21 protein-coding genes and 1 pseudogene are annotated in these 21,172 nt (G+C 71.4%); 12 read left to right on the top strand and 10 right to left on the bottom strand.

Going from position 1 to position 21,172, the window contains the following annotated elements; all coding sequences use genetic code 11:
- Positions 1-9 precede the first annotated feature (9 nt).
- Positions 10-864, bottom strand: a complete 855-nt coding sequence (locus tag ACFU95_RS20225; protein ID WP_383829114.1) for an NAD-dependent epimerase/dehydratase family protein — start codon at positions 862-864, stop codon at positions 10-12.
- Positions 865-987: 123 nt separating this feature from the next.
- Between ACFU95_RS20225 and ACFU95_RS20220 the strand changes: the two are divergent.
- A pseudogene (locus tag ACFU95_RS20220) lies at positions 988-1,828 on the top strand (helix-turn-helix transcriptional regulator); the annotation flags it as partial.
- A gap of 292 nt (positions 1,829-2,120) precedes the next feature.
- On the opposite strand, the gene era reads toward ACFU95_RS20220, so the two are convergent.
- On the bottom strand, positions 2,121-3,080 hold the full coding sequence (era, locus tag ACFU95_RS20215) for a GTPase Era (RefSeq protein ID WP_383829112.1): 960 nt from the start codon (positions 3,078-3,080) through the stop codon (positions 2,121-2,123).
- A gap of 165 nt (positions 3,081-3,245) precedes the next feature.
- Between era and ACFU95_RS20210 the strand changes: the two genes are divergently transcribed.
- Together ACFU95_RS20210 and ACFU95_RS20205 are read left to right on the top strand one after the other, a co-directional pair.
- Positions 3,246-4,565 carry an ammonium transporter gene (locus ACFU95_RS20210; RefSeq protein WP_383829110.1) on the top strand — a complete coding sequence of 440 codons (1,320 nt, stop codon included), beginning with the start codon at positions 3,246-3,248 and terminating at the stop codon, positions 4,563-4,565.
- Positions 4,562-4,900, top strand: a complete 339-nt coding sequence (locus ACFU95_RS20205) for a P-II family nitrogen regulator (RefSeq protein ID WP_383829108.1) — start codon at positions 4,562-4,564, stop codon at positions 4,898-4,900. The genes ACFU95_RS20210 and ACFU95_RS20205 overlap by 4 nt, the downstream gene beginning before the upstream one ends.
- A 53-nt stretch (positions 4,901-4,953) precedes the next feature.
- On the opposite strand, the gene ACFU95_RS20200 is transcribed toward ACFU95_RS20205, so the two are convergent.
- Positions 4,954-5,430 (bottom strand): hypothetical protein, encoded by a 477-nt coding sequence (locus ACFU95_RS20200; RefSeq protein WP_383829106.1) that lies wholly within the window; start codon positions 5,428-5,430, stop codon positions 4,954-4,956.
- 399 nt (positions 5,431-5,829) lie between these two features.
- On the opposite strand from ACFU95_RS20200, the gene ACFU95_RS20195 reads away from it, so the two are divergent.
- From ACFU95_RS20195 to ACFU95_RS20180, 4 genes are read left to right on the top strand one after another with little or no spacing between them, the layout of a single operon-like run.
- Positions 5,830-6,900, top strand: coding sequence for a PhoH family protein (locus ACFU95_RS20195; RefSeq protein ID WP_383829104.1), 1,071 nt, complete (start codon positions 5,830-5,832; stop codon positions 6,898-6,900).
- Positions 6,901-6,915: 15 nt separating this feature from the next.
- Positions 6,916-7,413 (top strand): rRNA maturation RNase YbeY, encoded by a 498-nt coding sequence (gene ybeY / locus ACFU95_RS20190; RefSeq protein WP_383829102.1) that lies wholly within the window; start codon positions 6,916-6,918, stop codon positions 7,411-7,413.
- Positions 7,410-8,720 carry a hemolysin family protein gene (locus ACFU95_RS20185; RefSeq protein ID WP_383829100.1) on the top strand — a complete coding sequence of 437 codons (1,311 nt, stop codon included), beginning with the start codon at positions 7,410-7,412 and terminating at the stop codon, positions 8,718-8,720. The genes ybeY and ACFU95_RS20185 overlap by 4 nt, the downstream gene beginning before the upstream one ends.
- Positions 8,717-9,076, top strand: a complete 360-nt coding sequence (locus tag ACFU95_RS20180) for an MmcQ/YjbR family DNA-binding protein (RefSeq protein WP_383829098.1) — start codon at positions 8,717-8,719, stop codon at positions 9,074-9,076. The genes ACFU95_RS20185 and ACFU95_RS20180 overlap by 4 nt, the downstream gene beginning before the upstream one ends.
- 41 nt (positions 9,077-9,117) lie before the next feature.
- On the opposite strand, the gene ACFU95_RS20175 is transcribed toward ACFU95_RS20180, so the two are convergent.
- Entirely contained in the window at positions 9,118-10,572 is a 1,455-nt protein-coding gene (locus ACFU95_RS20175; RefSeq protein ID WP_383829096.1) for an MFS transporter, read from the bottom strand.
- Between the two features lie 148 nt (positions 10,573-10,720).
- Between ACFU95_RS20175 and ACFU95_RS20170 the strand changes: the two genes are divergently transcribed.
- The 3 genes from ACFU95_RS20170 (at position 10,721) to ACFU95_RS20160 (ending at position 12,990) form a co-directional block, all read left to right on the top strand.
- Positions 10,721-11,542: a helix-turn-helix transcriptional regulator gene (locus tag ACFU95_RS20170; protein ID WP_383829414.1), complete on the top strand. Its 822-nt coding sequence runs from the start codon at positions 10,721-10,723 to the stop codon at positions 11,540-11,542.
- A gap of 28 nt (positions 11,543-11,570) precedes the next feature.
- Complete coding sequence (locus tag ACFU95_RS20165; protein WP_383829094.1) at positions 11,571-11,924, top strand: cytidine deaminase; 354 nt, start codon at positions 11,571-11,573, stop codon at positions 11,922-11,924.
- Positions 11,925-12,189: 265 nt separating this feature from the next.
- Positions 12,190-12,990 (top strand): VOC family protein, encoded by an 801-nt coding sequence (locus tag ACFU95_RS20160; RefSeq protein ID WP_383829092.1) that lies wholly within the window; start codon positions 12,190-12,192, stop codon positions 12,988-12,990.
- Positions 12,991-13,020: 30 nt separating this feature from the next.
- On the opposite strand, the gene ACFU95_RS20155 is transcribed toward ACFU95_RS20160, so the two are convergent.
- The 3 genes from ACFU95_RS20155 to ACFU95_RS20145 all read right to left on the bottom strand — a co-directional run bounded on the left by ACFU95_RS20155 (position 13,021) and on the right by ACFU95_RS20145 (position 16,551).
- Positions 13,021-14,193, bottom strand: a complete 1,173-nt coding sequence (locus tag ACFU95_RS20155; protein ID WP_383829090.1) for a carbohydrate kinase family protein — start codon at positions 14,191-14,193, stop codon at positions 13,021-13,023.
- A 133-nt stretch (positions 14,194-14,326) separates the two neighbouring features.
- On the bottom strand, positions 14,327-15,616 hold the full coding sequence (locus ACFU95_RS20150; RefSeq protein WP_383829088.1) for a glucarate dehydratase family protein: 1,290 nt from the start codon (positions 15,614-15,616) through the stop codon (positions 14,327-14,329).
- The gene (locus ACFU95_RS20145) at positions 15,613-16,551 is read right to left on the bottom strand and encodes a 5-dehydro-4-deoxyglucarate dehydratase (RefSeq protein WP_383829086.1); all 939 of its coding nucleotides are present in this window, start codon (positions 16,549-16,551) and stop codon (positions 15,613-15,615) included. Before ACFU95_RS20145 ends, ACFU95_RS20150 begins: the two co-directional genes overlap by 4 nt.
- Before the next feature lie 115 nt (positions 16,552-16,666).
- Between ACFU95_RS20145 and ACFU95_RS20140 the strand changes: the two genes are divergently transcribed.
- Together ACFU95_RS20140 and ACFU95_RS20135 are read left to right on the top strand one after the other, a co-directional pair.
- Positions 16,667-17,452, top strand: coding sequence for an IclR family transcriptional regulator (locus ACFU95_RS20140; protein ID WP_383829084.1), 786 nt, complete (start codon positions 16,667-16,669; stop codon positions 17,450-17,452).
- 188 nt (positions 17,453-17,640) lie between these two features.
- Positions 17,641-18,876 (top strand): MFS transporter, encoded by a 1,236-nt coding sequence (locus ACFU95_RS20135; RefSeq protein WP_383829082.1) that lies wholly within the window; start codon positions 17,641-17,643, stop codon positions 18,874-18,876.
- A gap of 6 nt (positions 18,877-18,882) precedes the next feature.
- On the opposite strand, the gene ACFU95_RS20130 is transcribed toward ACFU95_RS20135, so the two are convergent.
- From ACFU95_RS20130 to ACFU95_RS20120, 3 genes are read right to left on the bottom strand one after another with little or no spacing between them, the layout of a single operon-like run.
- Positions 18,883-19,875, bottom strand: a complete 993-nt coding sequence (locus tag ACFU95_RS20130; RefSeq protein ID WP_383829080.1) for an adenosine deaminase — start codon at positions 19,873-19,875, stop codon at positions 18,883-18,885.
- A 20-nt stretch (positions 19,876-19,895) separates the two neighbouring features.
- A complete protein-coding gene (locus ACFU95_RS20125) occupies positions 19,896-20,801 on the bottom strand; it encodes a ribonuclease Z (RefSeq protein WP_383829078.1) in 906 nt (301 codons plus the stop codon).
- 6 nt (positions 20,802-20,807) lie between these two features.
- Positions 20,808-21,161: a histidine triad nucleotide-binding protein gene (locus ACFU95_RS20120; RefSeq protein WP_383829076.1), complete on the bottom strand. Its 354-nt coding sequence runs from the start codon at positions 21,159-21,161 to the stop codon at positions 20,808-20,810.
- Positions 21,162-21,172: the final 11 nt, after the last annotated feature.

The following is a 21,172-nucleotide window of genomic DNA, read 5'->3' as shown; positions in this document are numbered from 1 at the left end:
GGCACCACCTCACAGCGCACCGGCGTCCCGCGCCGCGTACACCGACGGATACACCGGCCGATACCCCAGCTCCCGCCGAATCCGCTCCGTCGAGGTGATCGCGCCCCACGGATCCGGATCCGTCCGGTCATACAGCTCGTCCGGCACCTCCACCCCGTTCAGCTGATGCAGCTCAACCGCCGTCACAGGCGCGTCGTCCGCGATGTTGTACACCCGCCCCGCGATGCCCGGCGCGTACAGGATCCGCAGCAGCCCCTGGGCGACATCCGCGTGATGCCCCATGTGCAGCCGCTGCGTCGCCGCCCAGTTCGCGGCCCACATCATGGACTGGGCGAGATGCGGGTCCCCCTCGCCGTAGACGAAGGGCAGCCGCCCGACGCGTACGTCCACGCCCTCCAGCGCCAGCAACTCCCGCTCGGCCGCCGCCTTGGACTCCGGGTAGGCGCCCCACATCGGCCCGCCGGGCCGGCTCTCGTCGTCCTCGGTGAGCGGGCGGCCGCGTCCGGTGCCGTACACCAGTCCCGTGCTGACCTGCACGAACCGCTGTACGCCGGCGGCCTGCGCGGCGCGGCCGAGCTCGACGGCCGCGTCCCGGTTGACGGCCCAGGCCTCCTCGTCCGGCACGCCCCGGAAGGACGCGGCGACGTTCACGACGGCATCGACCCCGGCGACGGCCTTGCCCAGCGTCCCGGTGTCCCGCAGATCTCCTACGACGACCTGGGCGCCCAGCTCGGCGAAGGGTTCACCGCGTGAGGCGTCCCGCACGAGAACCCGTACCTCCTCCCCCGGCCGCCGCTGTGCCAGCAGCCGGGGGACGAAGCGCCGGCCGACCTGCCCCGTCGTACCTGTCACCAGTGTCAACATGATCGGTTCCTCTCGGTCTGGTGCCACCAGCCTCGGGCGGGGCCGGCGCCGGCGGGAGAGACCCGTTGATCAGGGGATCGGCAGTCCCTGGATAAGCGGGGCGCGCCGGCGCAGGCTGGAGAGGTGAACCGACCCGAACTCGCCGACTTCCTGCGCCGCGGCCGCGCCCGGCTGACCCCGCCGGACGTGGGCCTGACGCCGGGCCCCCGGCGTCGCACACCCGGTCTGCGCCGCGAGGAGGTGGCACAGCTGGCGGGCATGTCCGTGGACTACTACACCCGCCTCGAACAGTCCCGCGGCCCGCGCCCGTCCCGCCAGATGCTGACGGCACTGGCCCGCGCGCTGCGCCTGACCGACGTCGAACAGGACCACCTCTTCCACCTGGCCGGCGAGGAGCCGCCGAGGCGCGAGACGGCCTCGGCGCATGTCCGCCCCGGGCTGCTGCTGATCCTGGACCGGCTGCACGACACTCCGGCGCAGGTGGTGAACGACTGCGGTGAGGTGCTGGCCCAGAACGCGATGGCCAAGGCGCTGGTCGGCGACGTGATGTCACGCCCGCGCCGCGAGCGCAACCTGACCCGCCTCTTCTTCCTGGACCCGGCCGCGCGCACCCTCTTCCCGGAGGAGGACCTCTCCGGTCACGCGCGCGCCCACGTCGCCACCCTGCGGGCGGTGGCCGCGGCCCGCCCCGACGACCCGGAACCGGCCGCACTGGTCGCCGAACTGCGTTCGTCCAGCGAGGAGTTCGCGCGGCTGTGGGACGAGCACGAGGTCTCCCAGCGCAACCGGGCGACGAAGCGCTTCGTGCACCCGGTGGTCGGGCTCCTGGAGCTGGACTGCGAGATCATGGTCAGCCACGAGCACCACCACCTGCTGGTCGTCCACACCGCCCGCCCGGGCACGGAGGCCTACGAACGCCTGCGACTCCTGCGCGTGGTGGGCCTCCAGAACATGTCCCCGACCCCAGCCCCTCCAGCGCTCAAGGAACGGGGATCAAACCCAGCCCCTCCAGCGCTCAAAGAGCAAGGCTCGAACCCAGCCCCTCCAGCGCTCAAAGAGCGAGGCTCGAACCCAGCCCCTCCAGCGCTCAAAGAGCGAGGCTCGAACCCAGCCCCTCCAGCGCTCAAAGAGCGGGGCTCGAACCCAGCCCCTCCGGCGTTTGAGGAGCGGGGGTCCGGGGGCTGGCCCCCGTAGTCGGGGTCGAAGGGGCGGAGCCCCTGGGGATGGGACGGGTAGGGGCGGCGGGGGCGAAAACCCTAGAACCCCAGCTTGCGCAACTGCCGAGGATCCCGCTGCCAGTCCTTCGCCACCTTCACATGCAGGTCAAGGAAGACCGGCGTCCCCAGCAGCGCCTCGATCTGCTTGCGGGACTTGATGCCGACGTCCTTCAGACGCTTGCCCTTGGGGCCGATGATGATGCCCTTCTGGCTGGGGCGCTCGATGTAGACGAAGGCGTGGATGTCGAGGAGGGGCTTGTCGGCGGGGCGGTCCTCGCGGGGGAGCATCTCCTCCACCACGACCGCGATGGAGTGGGGGAGCTCATCGCGGACACCCTCCAGCGCGGCCTCCCGGATGAGCTCGGCGATCATGACCTGCTCGGGCTCGTCCGTGAGGTCGCCCTCGGGATAGAGCGCGGGCCCCTCCGGCAGCAGCGGGACGAGCAGGTCGGCCAGCAGGCCCACCTGCTTGTCGCCGACCGCCGAGACGGGGACGATCTCGGCCCACTCGAAGCCCAGCTCCTTGCCGAGCTGGTCGATCGCGATGAGCTGTTCGGCGAGCGCCTTGCCATCCACGAGGTCGGTCTTCGTGACGATCGCGATCTTCGGCGTCTTCTTGATCGACGCGAGTTCCTTCGCGATGAAGCGGTCACCGGGACCGAGCTTCTCGTTCGCCGGCAGGCAGAAGCCGATCACGTCGACCTCGGCCCACGTGGTGCGCACGACGTCGTTGAGCCGCTCGCCCAGCAGCGTGCGCGGCTTGTGCAGCCCAGGGGTGTCGACCAGGATCAGCTGGGCGTCCTCCCGGTGCACGATCCCCCGCACCGTGTGCCGCGTCGTCTGCGGCTGGTTCGCGGTGATCGCCACCTTCTGGCCGACCAGAGCATTCGTCAGCGTGGACTTGCCCGCGTTGGGGCGGCCCACGAAGCAGGCGAAGCCGGCGCGATGGGGCGCCTCGGACGGCTCGGATGACTTACTGCGCACGCTCATGGCGCCCATTCTCCCTGATCCACAGACCCCTGCCGCACATGCGCCCGACCGCACCCCACCCGGTGAGCTTCCGGAAACCCCCGCGCAACGAAACGTCACCGAAACACACCCGTACACGACCGGAAACGCGGACCGGTGAATCTCTGACGAGCCCCCACACCGTTGGAGACAACCGTGACCCTCGCCGCCGCAAGCGCCGACACCGGCGACACCGCCTGGCTGCTCGCCGCCACCGCCCTCGTCCTGCTGATGACCCCGGGCCTGGCCCTGTTCTACGGCGGCATGGTCCGCACGAAGAGTGTCCTCAACATGCTGATGATGAGCTTCGTGTCCATCGCGCTCGTCACCGTCGTATGGCTGGCCTGCGGGTATTCGCTCGTGTTCGGGGACGATGCCGGCGGCGGACTCATCGGCGGACTCGAACACGTCGGCATGGCCGGGCTCGGACCGGACAGCGTCCAGGGCACCGTCCCCACCGTCCTCTTCGCCACGTTCCAGCTCACCTTCGCGATCATCACCGCCGCGCTGGTCAGCGGCGCGGTCGCGGACCGGGTGAAGTTCGGGGCGTGGCTCGTGTTCGTGCCGGTGTGGGCGCTGCTCGTATACGTTCCGATCGCGCACTGGACCTGGGGCCCCGGTGGCTGGATCCTCGAACACCTCGGCGCCCTCGACTTCGCCGGCGGCCTCCCCGTCGAGATCACCTCCGGCGCCTCCGGACTGGCGCTGTGTCTGGTCCTCGGGCCGCGGCTCGGATTCAAGAAGGACGCCATGCGGCCGCACAACCTGCCCATGGTCGTGCTCGGCGCGGGACTGCTGTGGTTCGGCTGGTTCGGCTTCAACGCCGGTTCCGCACTCGGCGCCAACGGGCTCGCGGCGGCCGTCTTCCTCAACACCCTCGCCGCCGGCTGCACCGGCCTGCTGGGCTGGCTCTTCGTCGAGCAGAAGCGCGACGGTCACCCGACGACCCTGGGCGCGGCCTCCGGCGCGGTCGCCGGTCTCGTCGCCATCACCCCGTCCTGCGGCTCGGTCTCGCTGCTGGGCGCGCTCGTCATCGGCCTCGCCGCCGGTGTCGTCTGCTCGTACGCCGTGGGCTGGAAGTTCAGGCTGAACTACGACGACTCCCTGGACGTCGTCGGCGTCCACCTGGTCGGCGGTGTCATCGGCACCCTGCTGATCGGCGTCTTCGCGACGGCCACCATGACGGGCGGCGCCGAGGGCCTGCTGCACGGCGGCGGACTCGCGCAGCTCGGCAGGCAGTCGGTGGCGATCGTGGTCGTGGCGGCGTACGCCTTCCTCGTCACCTACGGCATCGCCAAGGTCATCGACAAGGTCATGGGGTTCCGGGCGAGCGAGGAGCAGGAGCACACCGGCCTGGACCTTACGGTGCACGCCGAGACCGCTTACGATCACGGGGTCCTGGGGCACGGTGCCCCGGTCACCGCGTCCCTCTCCTCCGCCGTCCCCGCCGCGCAGAAGGTCAAGAAGCAGGCATGAAGCTGATCACCGCGATCGTCAAGCCGTACCGGCTCGACGAGGTCAAGACCGCCCTCCAGGAAATCGGCGTGCACGGCCTGACCGTGACCGAGGCGAGTGGCTACGGCCGTCAGCGCGGCCACACCGAGGTGTACCGGGGCGCGGAGTACCAGGTCGACCTGGTGCCGAAGGTCCGCATCGAGGTCGTTGTCGACGACGCCACGGCCGACGACGTCATCGACGCCGTCGTGAAGGCCGCCCACACGGGCAAGATCGGCGACGGCAAGGTCTGGGCGCTGCCGGTCGACACGGTCGTACGGGTGCGGACGGGCGAGCGCGGTCCCGACGCGCTGTAAGCAGCAGCGCCGGGACCGCGCCCCTCAGTCCATGACGTCGTACGTCACGCGGCTCAGTCGAACACGAACGGGCCCGGCGACTGCGGCCCGGTCGCCGTGCAGGTGATGGTGATGCCGAAGACGGTCATCTGGAGCGAGCCGCCGAAGGCCTCCAGGCTGTCCCCGGAGGCGACGGTGCCGCTCAGCGGGCCGACCTGGACGGGGGCACCGGCGGCTATCGCCGGGTTCTCCGTGCCGGTGAAGCTGGTGGTGCCGCCACTCGCCTTCACCAGGGTGAGCGTCGAGGCGATCGAGTCCTCCCCGAGCGCGATCGGCGCGGTGATCGCGGAGGAGTTGAGGGTGAGGGTGGCGGCGGTGCCGTCCTGCGTGGCCGTGAGGGTGGCCTCGCCACCGCCGAAGCTGCCGCAGTCCGCGGTGATCGTCGCCGTGCCGGGGGTGACCGCGAGGGCGGCGGGTGCGAAGGCCAGTCCGGTGACCGCGAGGGCCCCGGCGACCAGCGTCGCACCAGCTCCGATGCGCATGCGTCTCATGGGGATCCGTTCCCTTTCGAGGTGGGGGAATTCCAGGAGTGGGGGGTGGGGGAACTGCTCGGCAGGTGGATGCGGACACACTGCGATGGAGAGCCGAACCTGACGGTCCCGGCATATCTGACGGTCCGTCGGATCCGCCGCTCCCATTGATGCGCGTGGGGCGAGGGTCGGCAAGGGTGATTTCCGGCCTCAACTACCGACGGGTCAACTACCGGCCACCAAACGGTGACACAGCGCCACAAGTCGGGCACCGAGCGCGAGCCACCCACCCCGTGAGACGTCCTCACCGAAAAGCCCTACGGCGTTGTCAGTCCCCCGGCGTACCCTGGAAATCGCCAGGCCGCCCCCGTGGCGGGCGAGTCGTATCGAGGAGGACGAGCAAGGCCTACGAGCCGGCCCATGACTCAGACACCCACAGCTCACACACCCGCGCAGGGGCAGGCGAGAGCACACTTCACCGTCCCCGCCCAGCACCCCATGGTGACCGTGCTGGGGTCCGGCGACTCCCTGCTGCGTGTGATCGAGAAGGCTTTCCCGGCGGCCGACATCCATGTCCGGGGCAATGAGATCAGCGCGGTCGGCGACGCCGCTGAAGTCGCCCTCATCCAGCGCCTGTTCGACGAGATGATGCTGGTGCTCCGCACCGGACAGCCGATGACGGAGGACGCAGTGGAACGCTCGATCGCCATGCTCAGAGCGAGTGAGAACGGCGAGGGGGACGGCAAGGAGACGCCGGCCGAGGTGCTCACCCAGAACATCCTCTCCTCCCGCGGCCGCACCATCCGCCCCAAGACCCTCAACCAGAAGCGGTACGTCGACGCGATCGACAAGCACACGATCGTCTTCGGCATCGGCCCCGCCGGTACCGGCAAGACCTACCTCGCCATGGCCAAGGCGGTGCAGGCCCTGCAGTCCAAGCAGGTCAACCGCATCATCCTGACCCGGCCGGCGGTCGAGGCCGGTGAGCGGCTGGGGTTCCTGCCGGGCACGCTCTACGAGAAGATCGACCCCTACCTGCGGCCGCTGTACGACGCCCTGCACGACATGCTGGACCCGGACTCGATTCCGCGGCTGATGGCGGCCGGGACGATCGAGGTCGCGCCGCTCGCGTACATGCGCGGCAGGACTCTCAACGACGCCTTCATCATTCTCGACGAGGCCCAGAACACCAGCCCCGAGCAGATGAAGATGTTCCTCACCCGTCTCGGCTTCGACTCGAAGATAGTCATCACCGGTGACGTGACCCAGGTCGACCTCCCGGACGGCACCAAGTCCGGTCTGCGGCAGGTGCAGGACATCCTGGACGGTGTCGAGGACGTCCACTTCTCCCGGCTGTCCTCGCAGGATGTCGTCCGGCACAAGCTGGTCGGCCGTATCGTCGACGCGTACGAGAAGTTCGACAACACGCACGGCACCCAGAACGGCACGCACAAGGGCCGGGGCGGCAAGGCCGGGCACAAGGGGAAGTAGAGAACACGCACGACCATGTCGATCGACGTCAACAACGAGTCCGGCACCGAGGTCGACGAGCAGGCGATCCTCGACATCGCCCGCTACGCGCTCGCGCGGATGCGCATCCACCCGCTGTCCGAGCTCTCGGTGATCGTCGTGGACGCCGACGCCATGGAGCAGCTCCACATCCAGTGGATGGACCTGCCGGGACCCACCGATGTCATGTCCTTCCCGATGGACGAGCTGCGGCCGCCGTCCAAGGACGACGACGAGCCCCCGCAGGGGCTCCTCGGTGACATCGTGCTGTGCCCCGAAGTCGCCGCCAGGCAGGGGACCGAGGCGCCCACACAGCACTCCATGGACGAGGAGCTGCAGCTGCTCACCGTCCACGGAGTGCTGCATCTGCTCGGGTACGACCACGAGGAGCCGGACGAGAAGGCCGAGATGTTCGGGCTTCAGGCCGCCATCGTGGACGGCTGGCGCTCGGAGAAGGGCCTGACCGGCCCCTCCCCGGCCCCGACCGTGTCATGAGCCTCCCCCTCGTCGCCGGCGCGATCGCCCTGGTGGTCGTCGCCTGGCTCGCCGCCTGCGCGGAGGCGGGCCTGGCGCGCGTCTCCAGCTTCCGCGCCGAGGAGGCCGTACGCGGCGGCCGGCGCGGCAGCGAGAAGCTCGCGCTCGTCGCCGCCGACCCGACGCGCTATCTGAACGTGGCGCTGCTGGTGCGCGTGGCCTGCGAGATGGCCGCCGCGGCGCTCGTCACGTACGCCTGTCTGCAGGAGTTCGACAGCACCACCGAGGCGCTCCTGGTCGCCATAGCGGTCATGGTGCTGGTGTCGTACGTCGCCGTCGGGGTCTCCCCGCGCACCATCGGCCGCCAGCACCCGCTGAACACGGCGACGGCGGCGGCGTACATCCTGCTGCCGCTGGCCCGCGTCATGGGCCCGATCCCGTATCTGCTGATCCTCATCGGCAATGCGCTCACCCCCGGCAAGGGCTTCCGCCGCGGCCCGTTCGCCTCCGAGGCGGAGCTGCGCGCGCTGGTCGACCTCGCCGAGAAGGAGTCGCTGATCGAGGACGAGGAGCGCCGCATGGTGCACTCGGTCTTCGAACTGGGCGACACGCTGGTGCGGGAGGTGATGGTCCCGCGCACCGACCTCGTCGTCATCGAGCGCTACAAGACCATCCGCCAGGCCCTCACCCTCGCCCTGCGCTCCGGTTTCTCGCGCATACCGGTCGTCGGGGAGAGCGAGGACGACGTGGTCGGGATGGTGTATCTGAAGGACCTGACCCGCAAGACGCACATCTCCCGGGACGCGGAGAGCGAGCTGGTGTCGACCGCGATGCGGCCCGCGTTCTTCGTGCCCGACACCAAGAACGCCGGCGACCTGCTGCGCGAGATGCAGAAGGAGCGCAACCACGTCGCCGTGGTCATCGACGAGTACGGCGGCACCGCCGGCATCGTCACCATCGAGGACATCCTCGAGGAGATCGTCGGCGAGATCACCGACGAGTACGACCGTGAGCTGCCGCCGGTGGAGGAGCTGGGCGGGGACCGCTACCGGGTCACCGCCCGCCTGGACATCACCGACCTCGGCGAGCTGTACGGCCTCGACGAGTACGACGACGAGGACGTGGAGACGGTCGGCGGGCTGTTGGCGAAGGCGCTGGGCCGGGTGCCGATCGCCGGGGCCTCGTCGGTGGTCGAGCTGCCCGACGGCCGCGAGCTGCGGCTGACCGCGGAGGCGGCGGCCGGCCGGCGGAACAAGATCGTGACCGTGCTCGTGGAGCCGGTGGGCCCGGCGGTGGCTGCGGACGAGGAAGAGGCGAAGGCGGAGTGACCCCCGAGGAACTGCGCGGCTTCTGCCTGTCCTTCAACGCCGCGGTGGAGGACTTCCCCTTCAACCCGGACATCTCCGTCTTCAAGGTCCTGGGCAAGATGTTCGCCCTGAGCTGGATGGACGCCCGCCCTCTCGCCGTCAACCTCAAGTGCGACCCGGAGGACGCGATCCGGTTGCGCGGGGAGCACGAGGGGCTGATCGCCCCCGGCTACCACATGAACAAGCGGCACTGGAACACCGTCACCGTGGACGGCGAGCTCCCGGACCGGCTGGTCCGGGAGCTCATCGAGGACTCGTACGACCTTGTCGTGGCCGGGTTGCCGAAGGCCGAGCGGCTCCGCCTCGACCGTCGCTGAGCCTGCCGCGCCTCAGCCGACCGCACTCGGCCCGCCACCCCTCAGCCTGCCGCCCGCCGGGTCCGCAGGCCGAGTGCGACCAGGGCCGCGGCGGCCAGGACGATCCCCGCGTCGAGCGCCAGTACGGTGCGGGTGCCGGACAGCAGGTCGCCGGAGGTCGTCGCGAGGACGCCCAGCAGCGGGATGCCGACGGTGAGACCGACCTGCTGGGTCGAGGTGACCAGGCCGGTGGCCAGGCCCTGCTCCTCGTCGGGTAGCCCGGAGGTGGCCGTCAGTCCGTAGGAGATGATCGCGCCCAGGTGGAACATGCTCGCCAGCGAGACGGCGGCCGTGGCGAGCCAGACGGACCAGGTGTGGGCGTTGAGGGACACCAGGGCGGCGATGAAGGCGCCCTGTCCCGCGAGGGAGAAGACCAGCGTGCGGCGTGCGCCGAGCCGGCTGACGAACCTCGGGGTGAGCGTGCCCGCGATCACCGACATGACGCCCTGGACGCCGAAGACCAGGCCGGTCTCCCAGGCCGACAGGCGCAGGATCTCCTGGAGGTACAGGGTCAGGACGAAGATCACCGTCGACATCATCGAGAAGGTGACCAGGCCGCCCAGGTTGCCCCACGCCACCGTGCGGCGGCGCAGCATGGGCAGGGAGACCAGGGGTGCCTCGGTGCGGGACTCGACGACCACGAAGGCCGTGAGGAGCGCGAGGCCGGCGACCAGTGCCGCGATGACGTCGACGCGGGCGAAGCCGTGGTCGGCGGCCGTCGTCAGGGCGTAGATCAGGGACAGCAGACCGCCGGTGACGGTGACCGCGCCGGGCACGTCCAGGTGTGGGCGGTCGGGGGTGCGGGACTCGGGCAGCAGGCCGGGGGCGAGCGGCAGCACGATCAGCGCGAACACCGCGAGCAGGCCCATCGTGGAGCGCCAGCCGAAGGCGTCGGTCAGGACGCCGCCGGCGACCATGCCGATGGTGAAGCCGAGGGACATCAGCGTCCCGGAGATGCCGAGGGCGCGGTCCCGGGCGGGGCCCTCGGCGAAGGTGGTGGTCAGCAGGGACATGCCCGACGGGACGATGACGGCGGCGCCGAGGCCCTGGAGTGCGCGTCCCGCGAGGAACGACGCCGGGTCCCAGGCGAACGTCGCGAGCACCGAGGCCGCGGCGAACAGGGCGAGTCCCATGAGGAACAGCTTGCGGCGGCCGTACAGGTCGCCGATGCGGCCGAAGAGGAGCAGAAAGCCGCCGGACGGCAACGCGAAGGCCGTGACCGCCCATTGCAGCGCCGACTGGCTCATGCCGAGGTCGGCGCCGAGGACGGGCAGGGCGACGTTCAGGACGGAGAAGTCGAGGGCGACCATGAACTGGGCCGCGCACAGGACGAACAGGACGAGTCTGTCGCGCGTCGACATCCGGGGGTTGTCGAGCGGTCGGGCCGGGGTGCCGGGCGGTGGGGTCGTGGTGGGGTGGGGGGTGGTCGTGCTGGAACTGGTGGTGTCGATCGCCATGGCCAAGAGCCTGCTCTGCTCGGAATAGCCGTGGGGAGCGGGAAGTTGTGCTGGTGGTGGCAGCACCAGCCAACAGGACGAGGGGGATCGGCAGGTGTCCGTGGACACGCTGAAGAGTCATCGGCGGCTTGAGCTGCGCGAGTTCCTGATGAGCAGACGGGCCCGGGTGACTCCGGCCGACGCGGGTCTGCCGGACGGTGGGGCGCGGCGCCGTACGCCGGGGCTGCGGCGCGAGGAGGTCGCCGTGCTCGCGGGAGTTGGCGCTTCCTGGTACCAGTGGCTGGAGCAGGGGCGGGACATCTCCGTGTCGCCGCAGGTGCTGGACGCCGTGGGCCGGGTGCTGCGGCTGAGCAACGCCGAGCGCCGGCATCTGTATCTGCTGGCCGGGATGAACCCGCCGGAGCGCGAGGTGGAGCCCGAGAAGCAGGAGATGTGTGACGGGCTGCGGCGGCTGATCGACGCGTGGATACCGTATCCGGCGCACATCATGGACCGGTACTACAACGGCGTGATGCACAACGACGCGGCGGCGACGGTGCTGGGGATGCGGCCCGGCAAGCGGTGGAACTGCCTGATCGACTTCTTCACTGATCCGATGTACCGGTCGCGGTCGAAGAGCTGGGAGCAGAACGCCCGTACGGTCGTGGCGCAGTTCCGTGCGCTCTGCTCGGCCTCTCCCGACGACGAGGGGTTCCAGGCCGTGCTGGCCGAGGCGATGGCGGCCAGCCCGGAGTTCACCGAGTTGTGGGAGCGGCGGGACATCGAGGACGCCGGGCAGATCCGCAAGGAGCTGGACCATCCGCTGGTGGGGTTGTTGTGTCTGGAGTCGAGCGTGATGCAGATGCCGGTGCGGCCCGATCTGTCGATCGTCCTGCACACGCCGCTGGACGAGGCGAACACGGCGGCGAAGCTTCAGTGGCTGGCGTCGCCGGAGGGGCGGCGCGGGGCGATGTACCCCGTGGCCGGGTAGGCGGGTCGGCGCTTCGTATGCTCAGGTCATGACGGACAACAGCGCGCTTGACCCCGAGGACCGCAAGATCGTCACCCTGGCCCGTTCCGCGCGGGCCCGCAACGGTGTGCCCGAGGGCGCGGCCGTACGGGACGAGACGGGCCGTACCTATGTCGCCGGGACCGTCGCCCTGGACTCCCTGAAGCTGAGCGCGCTGCGCACGGCGGTGGCGATGGCGGTGGCGTCGGGGGCGACGTCGCTGGAGGCGGCGGCGGTCGTGACGGAGGCGGAGGCGCCGTCGGCGGAGGACCGGGCGGCTGTGCGGGATCTTGGCGGGCCGGGGACGCCGGTGCTGGTGGCAGGGGCGGACGGGGTGGTGCGGTCCACGGTGACGGCGGGCTGATCCCCGAGGTTTCTCGCCCCCGCCGCCCCTACCCGTCCCATCCTTCTGGGGCTCCGCCCCAGACCCCGCTCCTCGAACGCCGGAGGGGCTGAGTTTGTCAGCCCGTCCGGCGTTTGAGGACGAGGCCCTTTAGGGGCCGAAACGGGGGTCTGGGGGCGGCAGCCCCCAGGGATGGGACGGGTAGGGGCGGCGGGGGCGGACTCCGGGGGCGAGTGGCTGTGGCGGGTGTCACGCTGAGGGCAGAGGATCTGCGAAGGGAATCGTCATGATCACCACTGACCTCACTCCCGGCTCCCCCTGTTGGCTCGACCTCGGCTCGCCCGACGTCGGGGCCGCAGCGGCCTTCTACGGTGCGGTGCTCGGCTGGGAGTACGAGTCCATGGGCGCGGCGGAGGACTTCGAGGGCGGGATGTTCAAGAAGGACGGCAAGACCGTCGCCGGGCTCGGCAAGCTCACCGAGGAGGGGGCGCGCTCGGCCTGGATGATCTACTTCACCGTCGATGACACGAACGCGACGACCCAGGCCGTGGAGCGCGCGGGCGGCACCGTGCGGGTGCCATCGCGGGACCTGGAGGACTGGGGACGGATGGCGCAGTTCAACGATCCGCTGGGCGGCCAGTTCGCCGTCTGGCAGCCGGGGAAGGACTCGGGCTTCGAGCTGGCGGACCAGCCCGGCTCGCTGTCGTGGACCGAGCTGTACACGAGCGACGCCGCGGGCGCGAAGGAGTTCTACGGCGGTGTCTTCGGCTGGCAGTTCAGCGAGATGCCGATGCCGGGCGGCGGCGGCGCCTACACCCTGATCACCCCGGCCGGGCTGCCCGAGGAGCGTATGCAGGGCGGCCTCATGGAACTCCCGGCGGAGAACCTCGCGCTGGCGAACGGCCTGCCCTACTGGCACCCGGTCTTCAACGTCGACGACTGCGACGCCGCCGTCGCCAAGGTCACCGAGAACGGCGGCAGTGTGCAGATGGGCCCGGAGGACGCGGAGGGCGTCGGCCGGCTGGCCGTCTGTGTGGACCCGGCGGACGCGGACTTCGTGGTCCTGACCCCGGCGACCCCGAGCTGAACCCGTGCGGGGCGGCGTCGGCCCCGGCTGTCACGCCGACCGTCTGAACCCGATCGTCGGCACGGCCCGCCGCAGCGGCCAGGGTCTCCCCTGTTCCTCCGGCACCAGGTCCGCCAGGAAGGAGTACCGGCGCAGGGCCTCGGGGTCCTGCCGGTCGAGGGACCGGACCTTGCGCCACCAGGCGCCGATCTCGGCCCAGCCGGGGGCGGAGAGGGACCCGCCGAACTCCTGGACGGAGAGGGCGGCCGTGAGGCCGGCGAAGGCGAGGCGGTCGGCCAGGGGCCAGTCGGCCAGGGTGCCGGTGACGAAGCCGGCCACGAAGACGTCGCCGGCGCCCGTCGGGTCCAGCGCCTCCACGGCGATCGCGGGCACCACGGCGGTCTCCCCGGTCCGGCCGTCCACCGCGTACGCGCCCTCCGCGCCGAGGGTGACCACCGCGACGGGCACGTACGCGGTGAGCGCGTGGGCCGCCTCGCGCGGGCTTTCGGCGCCCGTGTACCGCATCGCCTCCTGCGCGTTCGGCAGGAACGCCTCGCAGTGCTCCAGGTCGGCCAGCCCCGCCAGGTCCCACGCTCCGGTGTCGTCCCAGCCGACGTCGGCGAAGATGCGGGCGCCCTTGCTCGCGGCCTGCGCGATCCAGGGGGCCCGCCGGCCCGGAACGAGGGAGGCGACCGCGGCACGGGCACTCGGAGGACAGTCGGGGGCGGGCTCCTCGGGGGGCGGCTCGTGGCCGTGGGAGACCATGGTGCGTTCCCCCTCGTACGCCATCGAGACCGTCACCGGCGAGTGCCAGCCGGGCACGGTGCGCGACGGCGAGAGGTCGATGCCCTCGCCGTGCTCCAGCGCGTCCCAGCAGTACTCGCCGTAGTGGTCGTCGCCGAAGGCCGCCGCGAGCGACGTCCTCAGGCCGAGGCGGGCCAGGGCCGTCGCCATGTTCGCCACGCCGCCGGGGCTCGATCCCATCCCGCGCGCCCATGACTCGGTGCCGCGCACCGGGGCGGAGTCGAGGCCGGTGAAGATGATGTCGAGGAAGACCGTGCCCGTGAGATACACGTCCCAGGGCGGGTCGGCGGAGGTGCGCAGGCCGGCGAGGGGGTCGACCTGGCTCCGGCGGTACGGCTTCCCTGCCCTGGACGTCGACCCCTGGGGCGAGGGTCCCTTTCCGTTTCCGGTGGGCACGGTGGGCCCGGTGGGCGTGGTCACGGTGCGCTCCCTGACGTGGTGCTGATCTGGCCAGTGTGCACCACCTCACCGACAACGCCACCGAGATCCCGCCCGCGCCCTCCGCGCCGGTCCCCGGTCGGGCGACGTCACCGCCTGTCCGGCCCTCGGGCCGCTACCAGCGCGGCACCGTGGGCGTGACCCAGCCGGGTTCGGCGACCCGCATCGCGGCCGCGTCGTCGCGGTCCCGGAGTGGGCCGTCGTCTTCCAGCCACCGCCGGTGCAGCTCCGTCAGCCTGTCGCGGTCCAGCTCGACGCCGAGGCCGGGCGCGTCGGACACGGTGACCTTGCCGCCCTCGAAGGTGAGGCGCTCGGTGAGGACGTCCTCGGACTGCCAGGGGTAGTGGGAGTCGCAGGCGTGCTGGAGGTTCGGGACGGTGGACGCCACGTGGGTCATGGCGGCCAGGGAGATGCCCAGGTGGGTGTTGGAGTGCATGGAGACCCCGACGCCGAAGGTGCGGCAGATCGCCGCCAGCTGCTGGGTGTTGCGCAGCCCGCCCCAGTAGTGGTGGTCGGAGAGGACGACCTGCACGGCGTCCCGGGTGAACGCCTCCTTGATCTCCGCGAACGTCGTCACGCACATGTTGGTCGCCAGCGGCACGCCGGTCCGCGCGGCGACCTCGGCCATGGCGTCCGTACCGAGGGCCGGGTCCTCCAGGTACTCCAGGACCTCCCCGAGCTCCCGCGCCACCTTCAGCGAGGTCTCCAAGGACCACGCCCCGTTGGGGTCGAGCCGCAGGGGGTGCCCGGGGAAGGCTTCCGCGAGTGCCCGGATCGCCGCGATCTCCTCGTCCGGCGGAAAGACACCGCCCTTGAGCTTGAAGGAGGTGAAGCCGTACCGCTCGGTGAACTTCCGCGCCTGCTCGACGACGCCGGCCGGGTCCACGGCGGCGCCCCAGTCGTCCTTCTCGGCCGCCACGCCCTGCGGGTGTTCGGCCCACTTGTAGAAGAGATACGCGCTGTACTCGACCGCGTCCCGCACCTTGCCGCCGAGCAGCGCGTGCACGGGCAGCCCGAGCGCCTTGCCGAGGGCGTCCAGGAAGGCGACCTCGAAGCCGGAGACGACGGACAGCCGCAGCTTGTCGGCGGTCTGGACGCCGCGCAGCCCGCCGACGTCGACCTGGCCCCGGACCCGGGACCGGTCGACGGCCAGCTCGTCCGCGACGACGAACAGGCCGTTCACATCGCTGACCTGACGCCCAATCAGCTTGTCGGCGAACGGCCGGGCGAGCTCCAGGTACTTGGTGTCGCCGTACGTCTCGCCGACGCCCGTGATCCCGTCGGCCGTCACGACCTCCACGATCAGGCGGGGCGTGTACGGCTGGTGGACGCCCTGGGTGTTCAGCAGCGGCGGGTCGGCGACCAGGATGGGCGTGAGGCGGACGTCGGTGATCGTGAGGTTCACAGCGCTGCTCCTACGAGGTCGAGTCCGGTGACGAGGAGGGTGCGGAGGTCGGCCAGGTCGCCGGCCGACGGGTCGGTGAGCGGGGCGCGGACGGGGCCGACGGGGCGGCCGCGCAGCCGGGCCGCCGCCTTCACCAGGGACACGGCGTATCCGGGCACCCGGTCGCGGAGTTCGACGAGCGGGACGTAGAAGTCGCGCAGCAGCTTGTCGACCGTGCCGTGGTCGCCGCGCCGGAGAGCGGCGAAGAAGGCGTTCGCGATCTCGGGGGCGAAGGCGTGGACGGCGGAGGAGTAGGCCGGGACGCCGACGGTGGCGTACGCGCGGGCCTGGATCTCGGCGGTGGCGGCCCCGTTGAAGAACAGGAAGCCCTCGGGGGCGGCGAGGGTGAGGCGCTGGAGGCGGTCGAGGTCGCTGTGGCCGTCCTTGAGCCCGATGACGTTCGGGATGCGGGCGATGCGCCGCAACGAGTCGGCGGTGAAGGCGACTTGGCCGCGCTGGTAGGCGATGAGCGGCAGCCGGGTCCGGGCGGCGAGCTGCTCCAGCTGGGCGACCAGGCCGTCCTGCGGGGCGGCGACGAGGTAGTGCGGCAGGACGAGGAGGGCGTCGGCGCCGGCCTCCTCGGCGATCCGGGCGAACCGCGCCGCCTGCGCCCAGCCGTACCCGACGCCGGCCACCACCGGCACCCGGCCGCCCGACTCCTCGACGGCGGCGGTGACGACGACCCGGTACTCGTCCTCGTCCAGCGAGAAGAACTCACCGGTGCCGCAGGCGGGGAAGACCGCGCCGGGGGCGGTGGCGAGCTGGGCGGCGACATGGGTGCGGAAGCCGTCCGGGTCCAGCGTGCCGTCCTCGTGGAAGCTCGTGAGCGGGAACGACAGCACGCCCTGTGCCATGCCCTCCCGCAAGCGCCGGGTCGTGTCCGTATCGAGGCTCACCCTTGCCATCTCCCCATGTAGACATCATCCACGTATGGGAATGGAGATTAGATACGCGAACCGCGACCGTCAATGGCGCGGTCGATCCGATGCTCGCTCCGATTACGATCGCCCCATGTCGGAGACAGGCGGCGTCCGCGAAGTGAAGTCGGCGGCGCGCACGGTCGAGTTGCTGGAGCTCCTCGCCGCGCGCGGCGACCGCCCCGCACGCCTCCAGGAGCTGGCCGACGCGCTGGACGTGCCGCGCAGCTCCATGTACGCGCTGCTCCAGACCCTGATCTCGCGCGGCTGGGTCCGCACCGACGTCACCGGCTCCCTCTACGGCATCGGCATCCACGCCCTGCTCACCGGCACCAGCTACCTCGACTCCGACCCGCGCGTGCGGGTCGTACGCCCGTATCTCGACGAGGCGTCGGAGGCGCTCGGCGAGACGATCCACCTGGCGCGGCTGGACGGCGGGGACGTGACGTACCTGGCGACGCGCGAGTCGCACGAATACCTGCGGACGATCAGCCGGGTGGGCCGGCGTCTCCCGGCGCACGCGGGCGCCCTGGGCAAGGCCCTGCTCGCCGAACGCCCCGACGGCGACCTCCCCGAGGGTCCGTACGCATCCCTCACCCCCCACACTCGCACCACCCGCGAGGCCCTCGCCGCCGACCTCGCCGGAGTGCGGGCGCGCGGCTACTCGATCGACCGTGAGGAGGGCGTCCCCGGCATCGTCGGCTTCGGTTTCGCCCTGCGCTACGACGTCCCGGCCCAGGACGCGATCAGCTGCTCGGTGCCGGTGGCCCGGCTGTCGGCGGGCCACGAGGAGCGGATCGTCGCGGTGATGCGGGAGATCAGGGCGAAGATCGAGGCGACGGTTCCCGGCGGGGCCGGGTCGGTGCACTGGCGCAGGTGAGGGCCTGAATGAAGGCGCTCTTCTACCCGGCTTCCCTCACCCCAAACAGGACGTGCTCCACATCACACCGCCCCCGCTTTTTCGCGCCTCCCCCTCCTTGATACAAATTGCCCGCGCGTTCCTGTCCGTCGACGGCCTGCGCTCCTCCCCCTTCTGAGCCGCTCCTTTCGCATGCCCTGGGAACGCCCGTGTTCGCCCCCCGCACCACTTCCTGGCCCCTCGTCGCCCTTTTCACGGCCGGGTACCTCGCCCCCTATCTGCTGCCGACGGTCGTCGGCAGGCTCGACTCCGGACTTCCGCTCTCCCCCACCCAGGCCGGTGCCGTCGGCAGCGCGCTGCTGCTGAGTTCGGCGTCGGCGGGGTTCCTGCTGGCCTCGCGCGTCGACCGCGTCGGCGCCCGCAGGCTGGCCCGGTTCGGCCTCACCCTGGCCCTGCTCGGCTACGGCGGCGCGGCGCTCGCCCACGCCGTACCGGCCGTCGTCCTGGGCGTGCTGCTCGGCGGCTTCGGATCCGGTACGGCCACCGCGGTCGCCGCCACCCGTATCGCCGCCCAGCGGGACCCGCACCGGGCCACCACGGTCGGCCTGCTCGGGGTCTCCGCCCTCGCCGGCGCGGTCTATCTGACGGTGCCGCACCTCGGGCCGGGCCACGGCCAGCCGCTGGCCGCCATCGCCCTCACCTCGCTCGCCGTATGGCCGCTGACGGGCCGTCTGCCCGCGGACGCCGCCCCGCAGCCGCAGACCCGGGCCGCCGCCGGCCGTCTCCCCCACCGCCGCCACGGCCTGGCCCTCGCCGCCTGCATGCTGTGCTGGTCCCTCGCCCAGAACTCCCTCTGGGGCGTCAGCGGCCGGATCGGCCTGACGCAGGCGCAACTGACCGAGGCCACGGTCGGCGCGGTGTTCGCGGTGGGGCTCGGCGCCGGACTGCTGGGCGTGACCGGGGCGGGCGCGCTCGGCCCGCGTCTCGGCCGCGCGCTCCCCATCGGCGCCGGTACGGCCCTCATCGCGGCGGGCATCGCGCTCAGCGCGTCCGCCACCGACCTGGCGACCTTCGCGACCGGCGAGATCGCCTGGAACACGCTCTACCCGATCGTCCTGTCGTACGTCATCGGCCTCGCCGCCTCGCTCGACGCCCGCGGCCGCTGGGCGGTCCTCGTGGGCTCGGCGTCCTCGCTGGGCACGGCGGCGGGCCCGCTGGCCGGCAGCGTGCTGTCGGCCCAGGCCGGCTTCCCGGTCATGGGCGCGGTCCTGGCGGTCGGCCTGCTGGTCGTCGCCGTGCCGATGACGGCCGTGGCACTGGGCCGACGGCCGCGGGAGACGGTCGAGGTCGCCGAAAGCGTCGAGGTCCTGGACATCGTCGAGATCCCCCTGGACACCACCGAGGCCACCCCGGCCGCCACCGGCCGTCTGACCCGGGCCACCTGAGTCGGGCTACGGGAACTCGTACGCCTCCACCTCGGCCAGATACCGCGCCCGCAGCTCCTCGTCGTCCTCCAGGAAAGAGGCGAGGAACGAGTTGCGGGCCAACTCCCGGAGCCGTTCGCCGGTCAGGCCGAGGGTCCGGTGCACGGCGTCGAAGTTGTCGCCGGCGTACCCGCCGAAGTAGGCCGGGTCGTCGGAGTTGACCGTGCACATCAGCCCGGCGTCGAGCATGGCGGGCAGGGGGTGGTCGGCGAGGACGTCGACGGTCCGCAGCCGTACGTTCGACAGCGGACACAGCGTCAGCGGCACCCGCTCCCGCACCAGCCGCTCGACCAGCGCCGGGTCCTCCATGCACCGCAGCCCGTGGTCGACGCGCTCGACGCCGAGAATGTCGAGGGCCTCGGTGACGTAGGCGGGCGGCCCCTCCTCGCCCGCGTGCGCGACGCGCCGCAGACCGAGCGCGGCGGCGGCCTCGTAGACCTCGCGGAACTTCACCGGCGGGTGGCCGACCTCGGCCGAGTCGAGGCCGACGCCGGTGATCCGGTCGAGATACGGCTCGGCGGCCCGGAGCGTCTCCATGGCCGACTCGGCGGAGTCGTCGCGCAGGAAGCACAGGATGAGCCGGGTGGAGACGCCGTGGTTCGCCTCGCTGCTCCCCAGCGCCCGCCACAGCCCCTCGACGACCGTGCCCAGCTCAAGGCCGCGCTTGGTGTGCGCCTGCGGGTCGAAGAAGATCTCCGCGTGCCGCACGCCCTGCGCGGCGGCACGGGCGAGGTAGGCGTTCGCGAGGTCCTCGAAGTCCCGCTCGGTGCGCAGGACGGCCATGAGCTCGTAGTACAGGTTCAGAAAGGACTGGAGGTCCTCGAACTGATAGGCCTTGCGGAGCGCGTCGGTGTCGGCGTACGGCAGCTCGACGCCGTTGCGTGCGGCCAGCTCGAAGGCGAGCTCGGGTTCGAGGGTGCCTTCGATATGGAGGTGCAGTTCTGCTTTGGGGAGGGGCATCAAAGCATCGTACGGGGGTGTCACCGACGTTTCGGTAGCGGCACCCGCAGCAGGTCGTGCGCCACCGTCAGCTCCCCGTCGAAACCGGCGGCCCGTGCCTGCCGTTCGAACTCGTCCGGCTCGGAGTAGCGCTGGCTGAAGTGGGTGAGCACGAGATGCCGTACGCCGCAGTCCAGCGCGACACGAGCGGCCTGACCGGCCGTCAGATGACCGTGCTCGACGGCGAGTTCGACATCGTCGTCCAGGAAGGTGGACTCGATGACGAGCATGTCGCAGCCGTCGGCGAGGGTGTACACCCCGTCGCACAGCCGCGTGTCCATCACGAACGCGAACCGCTGCCCGCGCCGCTGCTCGCTCACGTCCGCGAGCGAGACTCCGCCGAGCGCGCCTTCCCGCTGGATCCTGCCGACGTCCGGCCCCTTGATGCCGTGCGCGGCGAGGCGTTCGGGCAGCATGCGGCGGCCGTCGGGCTCGACGAGGCGATAGCCGTAGGACTCGACGGGGTGCGACAGCCGCGCGGCCTCCAGCGTGTAGCCGCCGGTGTCGGCGACGACCCCGTCCTCGGCGACCGGCGCCTGCGTGAGGTCGACGGTCTCCCGGTAGGCGGTGGCGTACCGCAGCCGGTCGAAGAAGCGCTGGCCGGAGCGCGGGTAGTGGGCGGTGACGGGATGGGGGACCCGGTCGAGGTTGATCCGCTGGATGACGCCGGCGAGGCCGAGCGAGTGGTCCCCGTGGAAGTGGGTGACACAGATCCGGTTCAGGTCGTGGGCCGCGACTCCGGCACGCAGCATCTGCCGCTGCGTGCCCTCACCGGGATCGAAGAGGATGCCCTCTCCGTCCCACCGCAACAGATACCCGTTGTGGTTCCGGTGCCGGGTCGGGACCTGGCTCGCTGTTCCGAGGACGACCAGTTCACGTACGGACACGATCGGTTACCCGGGGGGCCACTGCATGCCGCGGCCGCCGAGGACATGGGCGTGGGCGTGCCAGACCGTCTGGCCGGCTCCCGCGCCGGTGTTGAAGACGATGCGGTAGCTCTCCAGCTTTTCCTCGTCGGCGACGGCCTGGGCTTCCCGCAGGACGTCCGCGGCGAGGGCCGGGGCGGCGGTGGCGAGGGTGGCGGCGTCCTTGTAGTGCGCCTTGGGGATGACCAGGACGTGGGTGGGCGCCTGGGGGTTGATGTCCCGGAAGGCGACGGTCGCGTCCGTTTCGCGGACGATCGTCGCCGGGACGTGGCCTTCGGCGATCTTGCAGAACAAGCAGTCGTCCTGTGGCTCCCCTGCCATGTTCCCTCCGG

Source organism: Streptomyces sp. NPDC057623, assembly GCF_042800355.1.
GTDB lineage: Bacteria > Actinomycetota > Actinomycetes > Streptomycetales > Streptomycetaceae > Streptomyces.
Note: the sequence above shows the minus strand (reverse complement) of the source record. Positions and strands in the feature narration are given on the sequence as shown.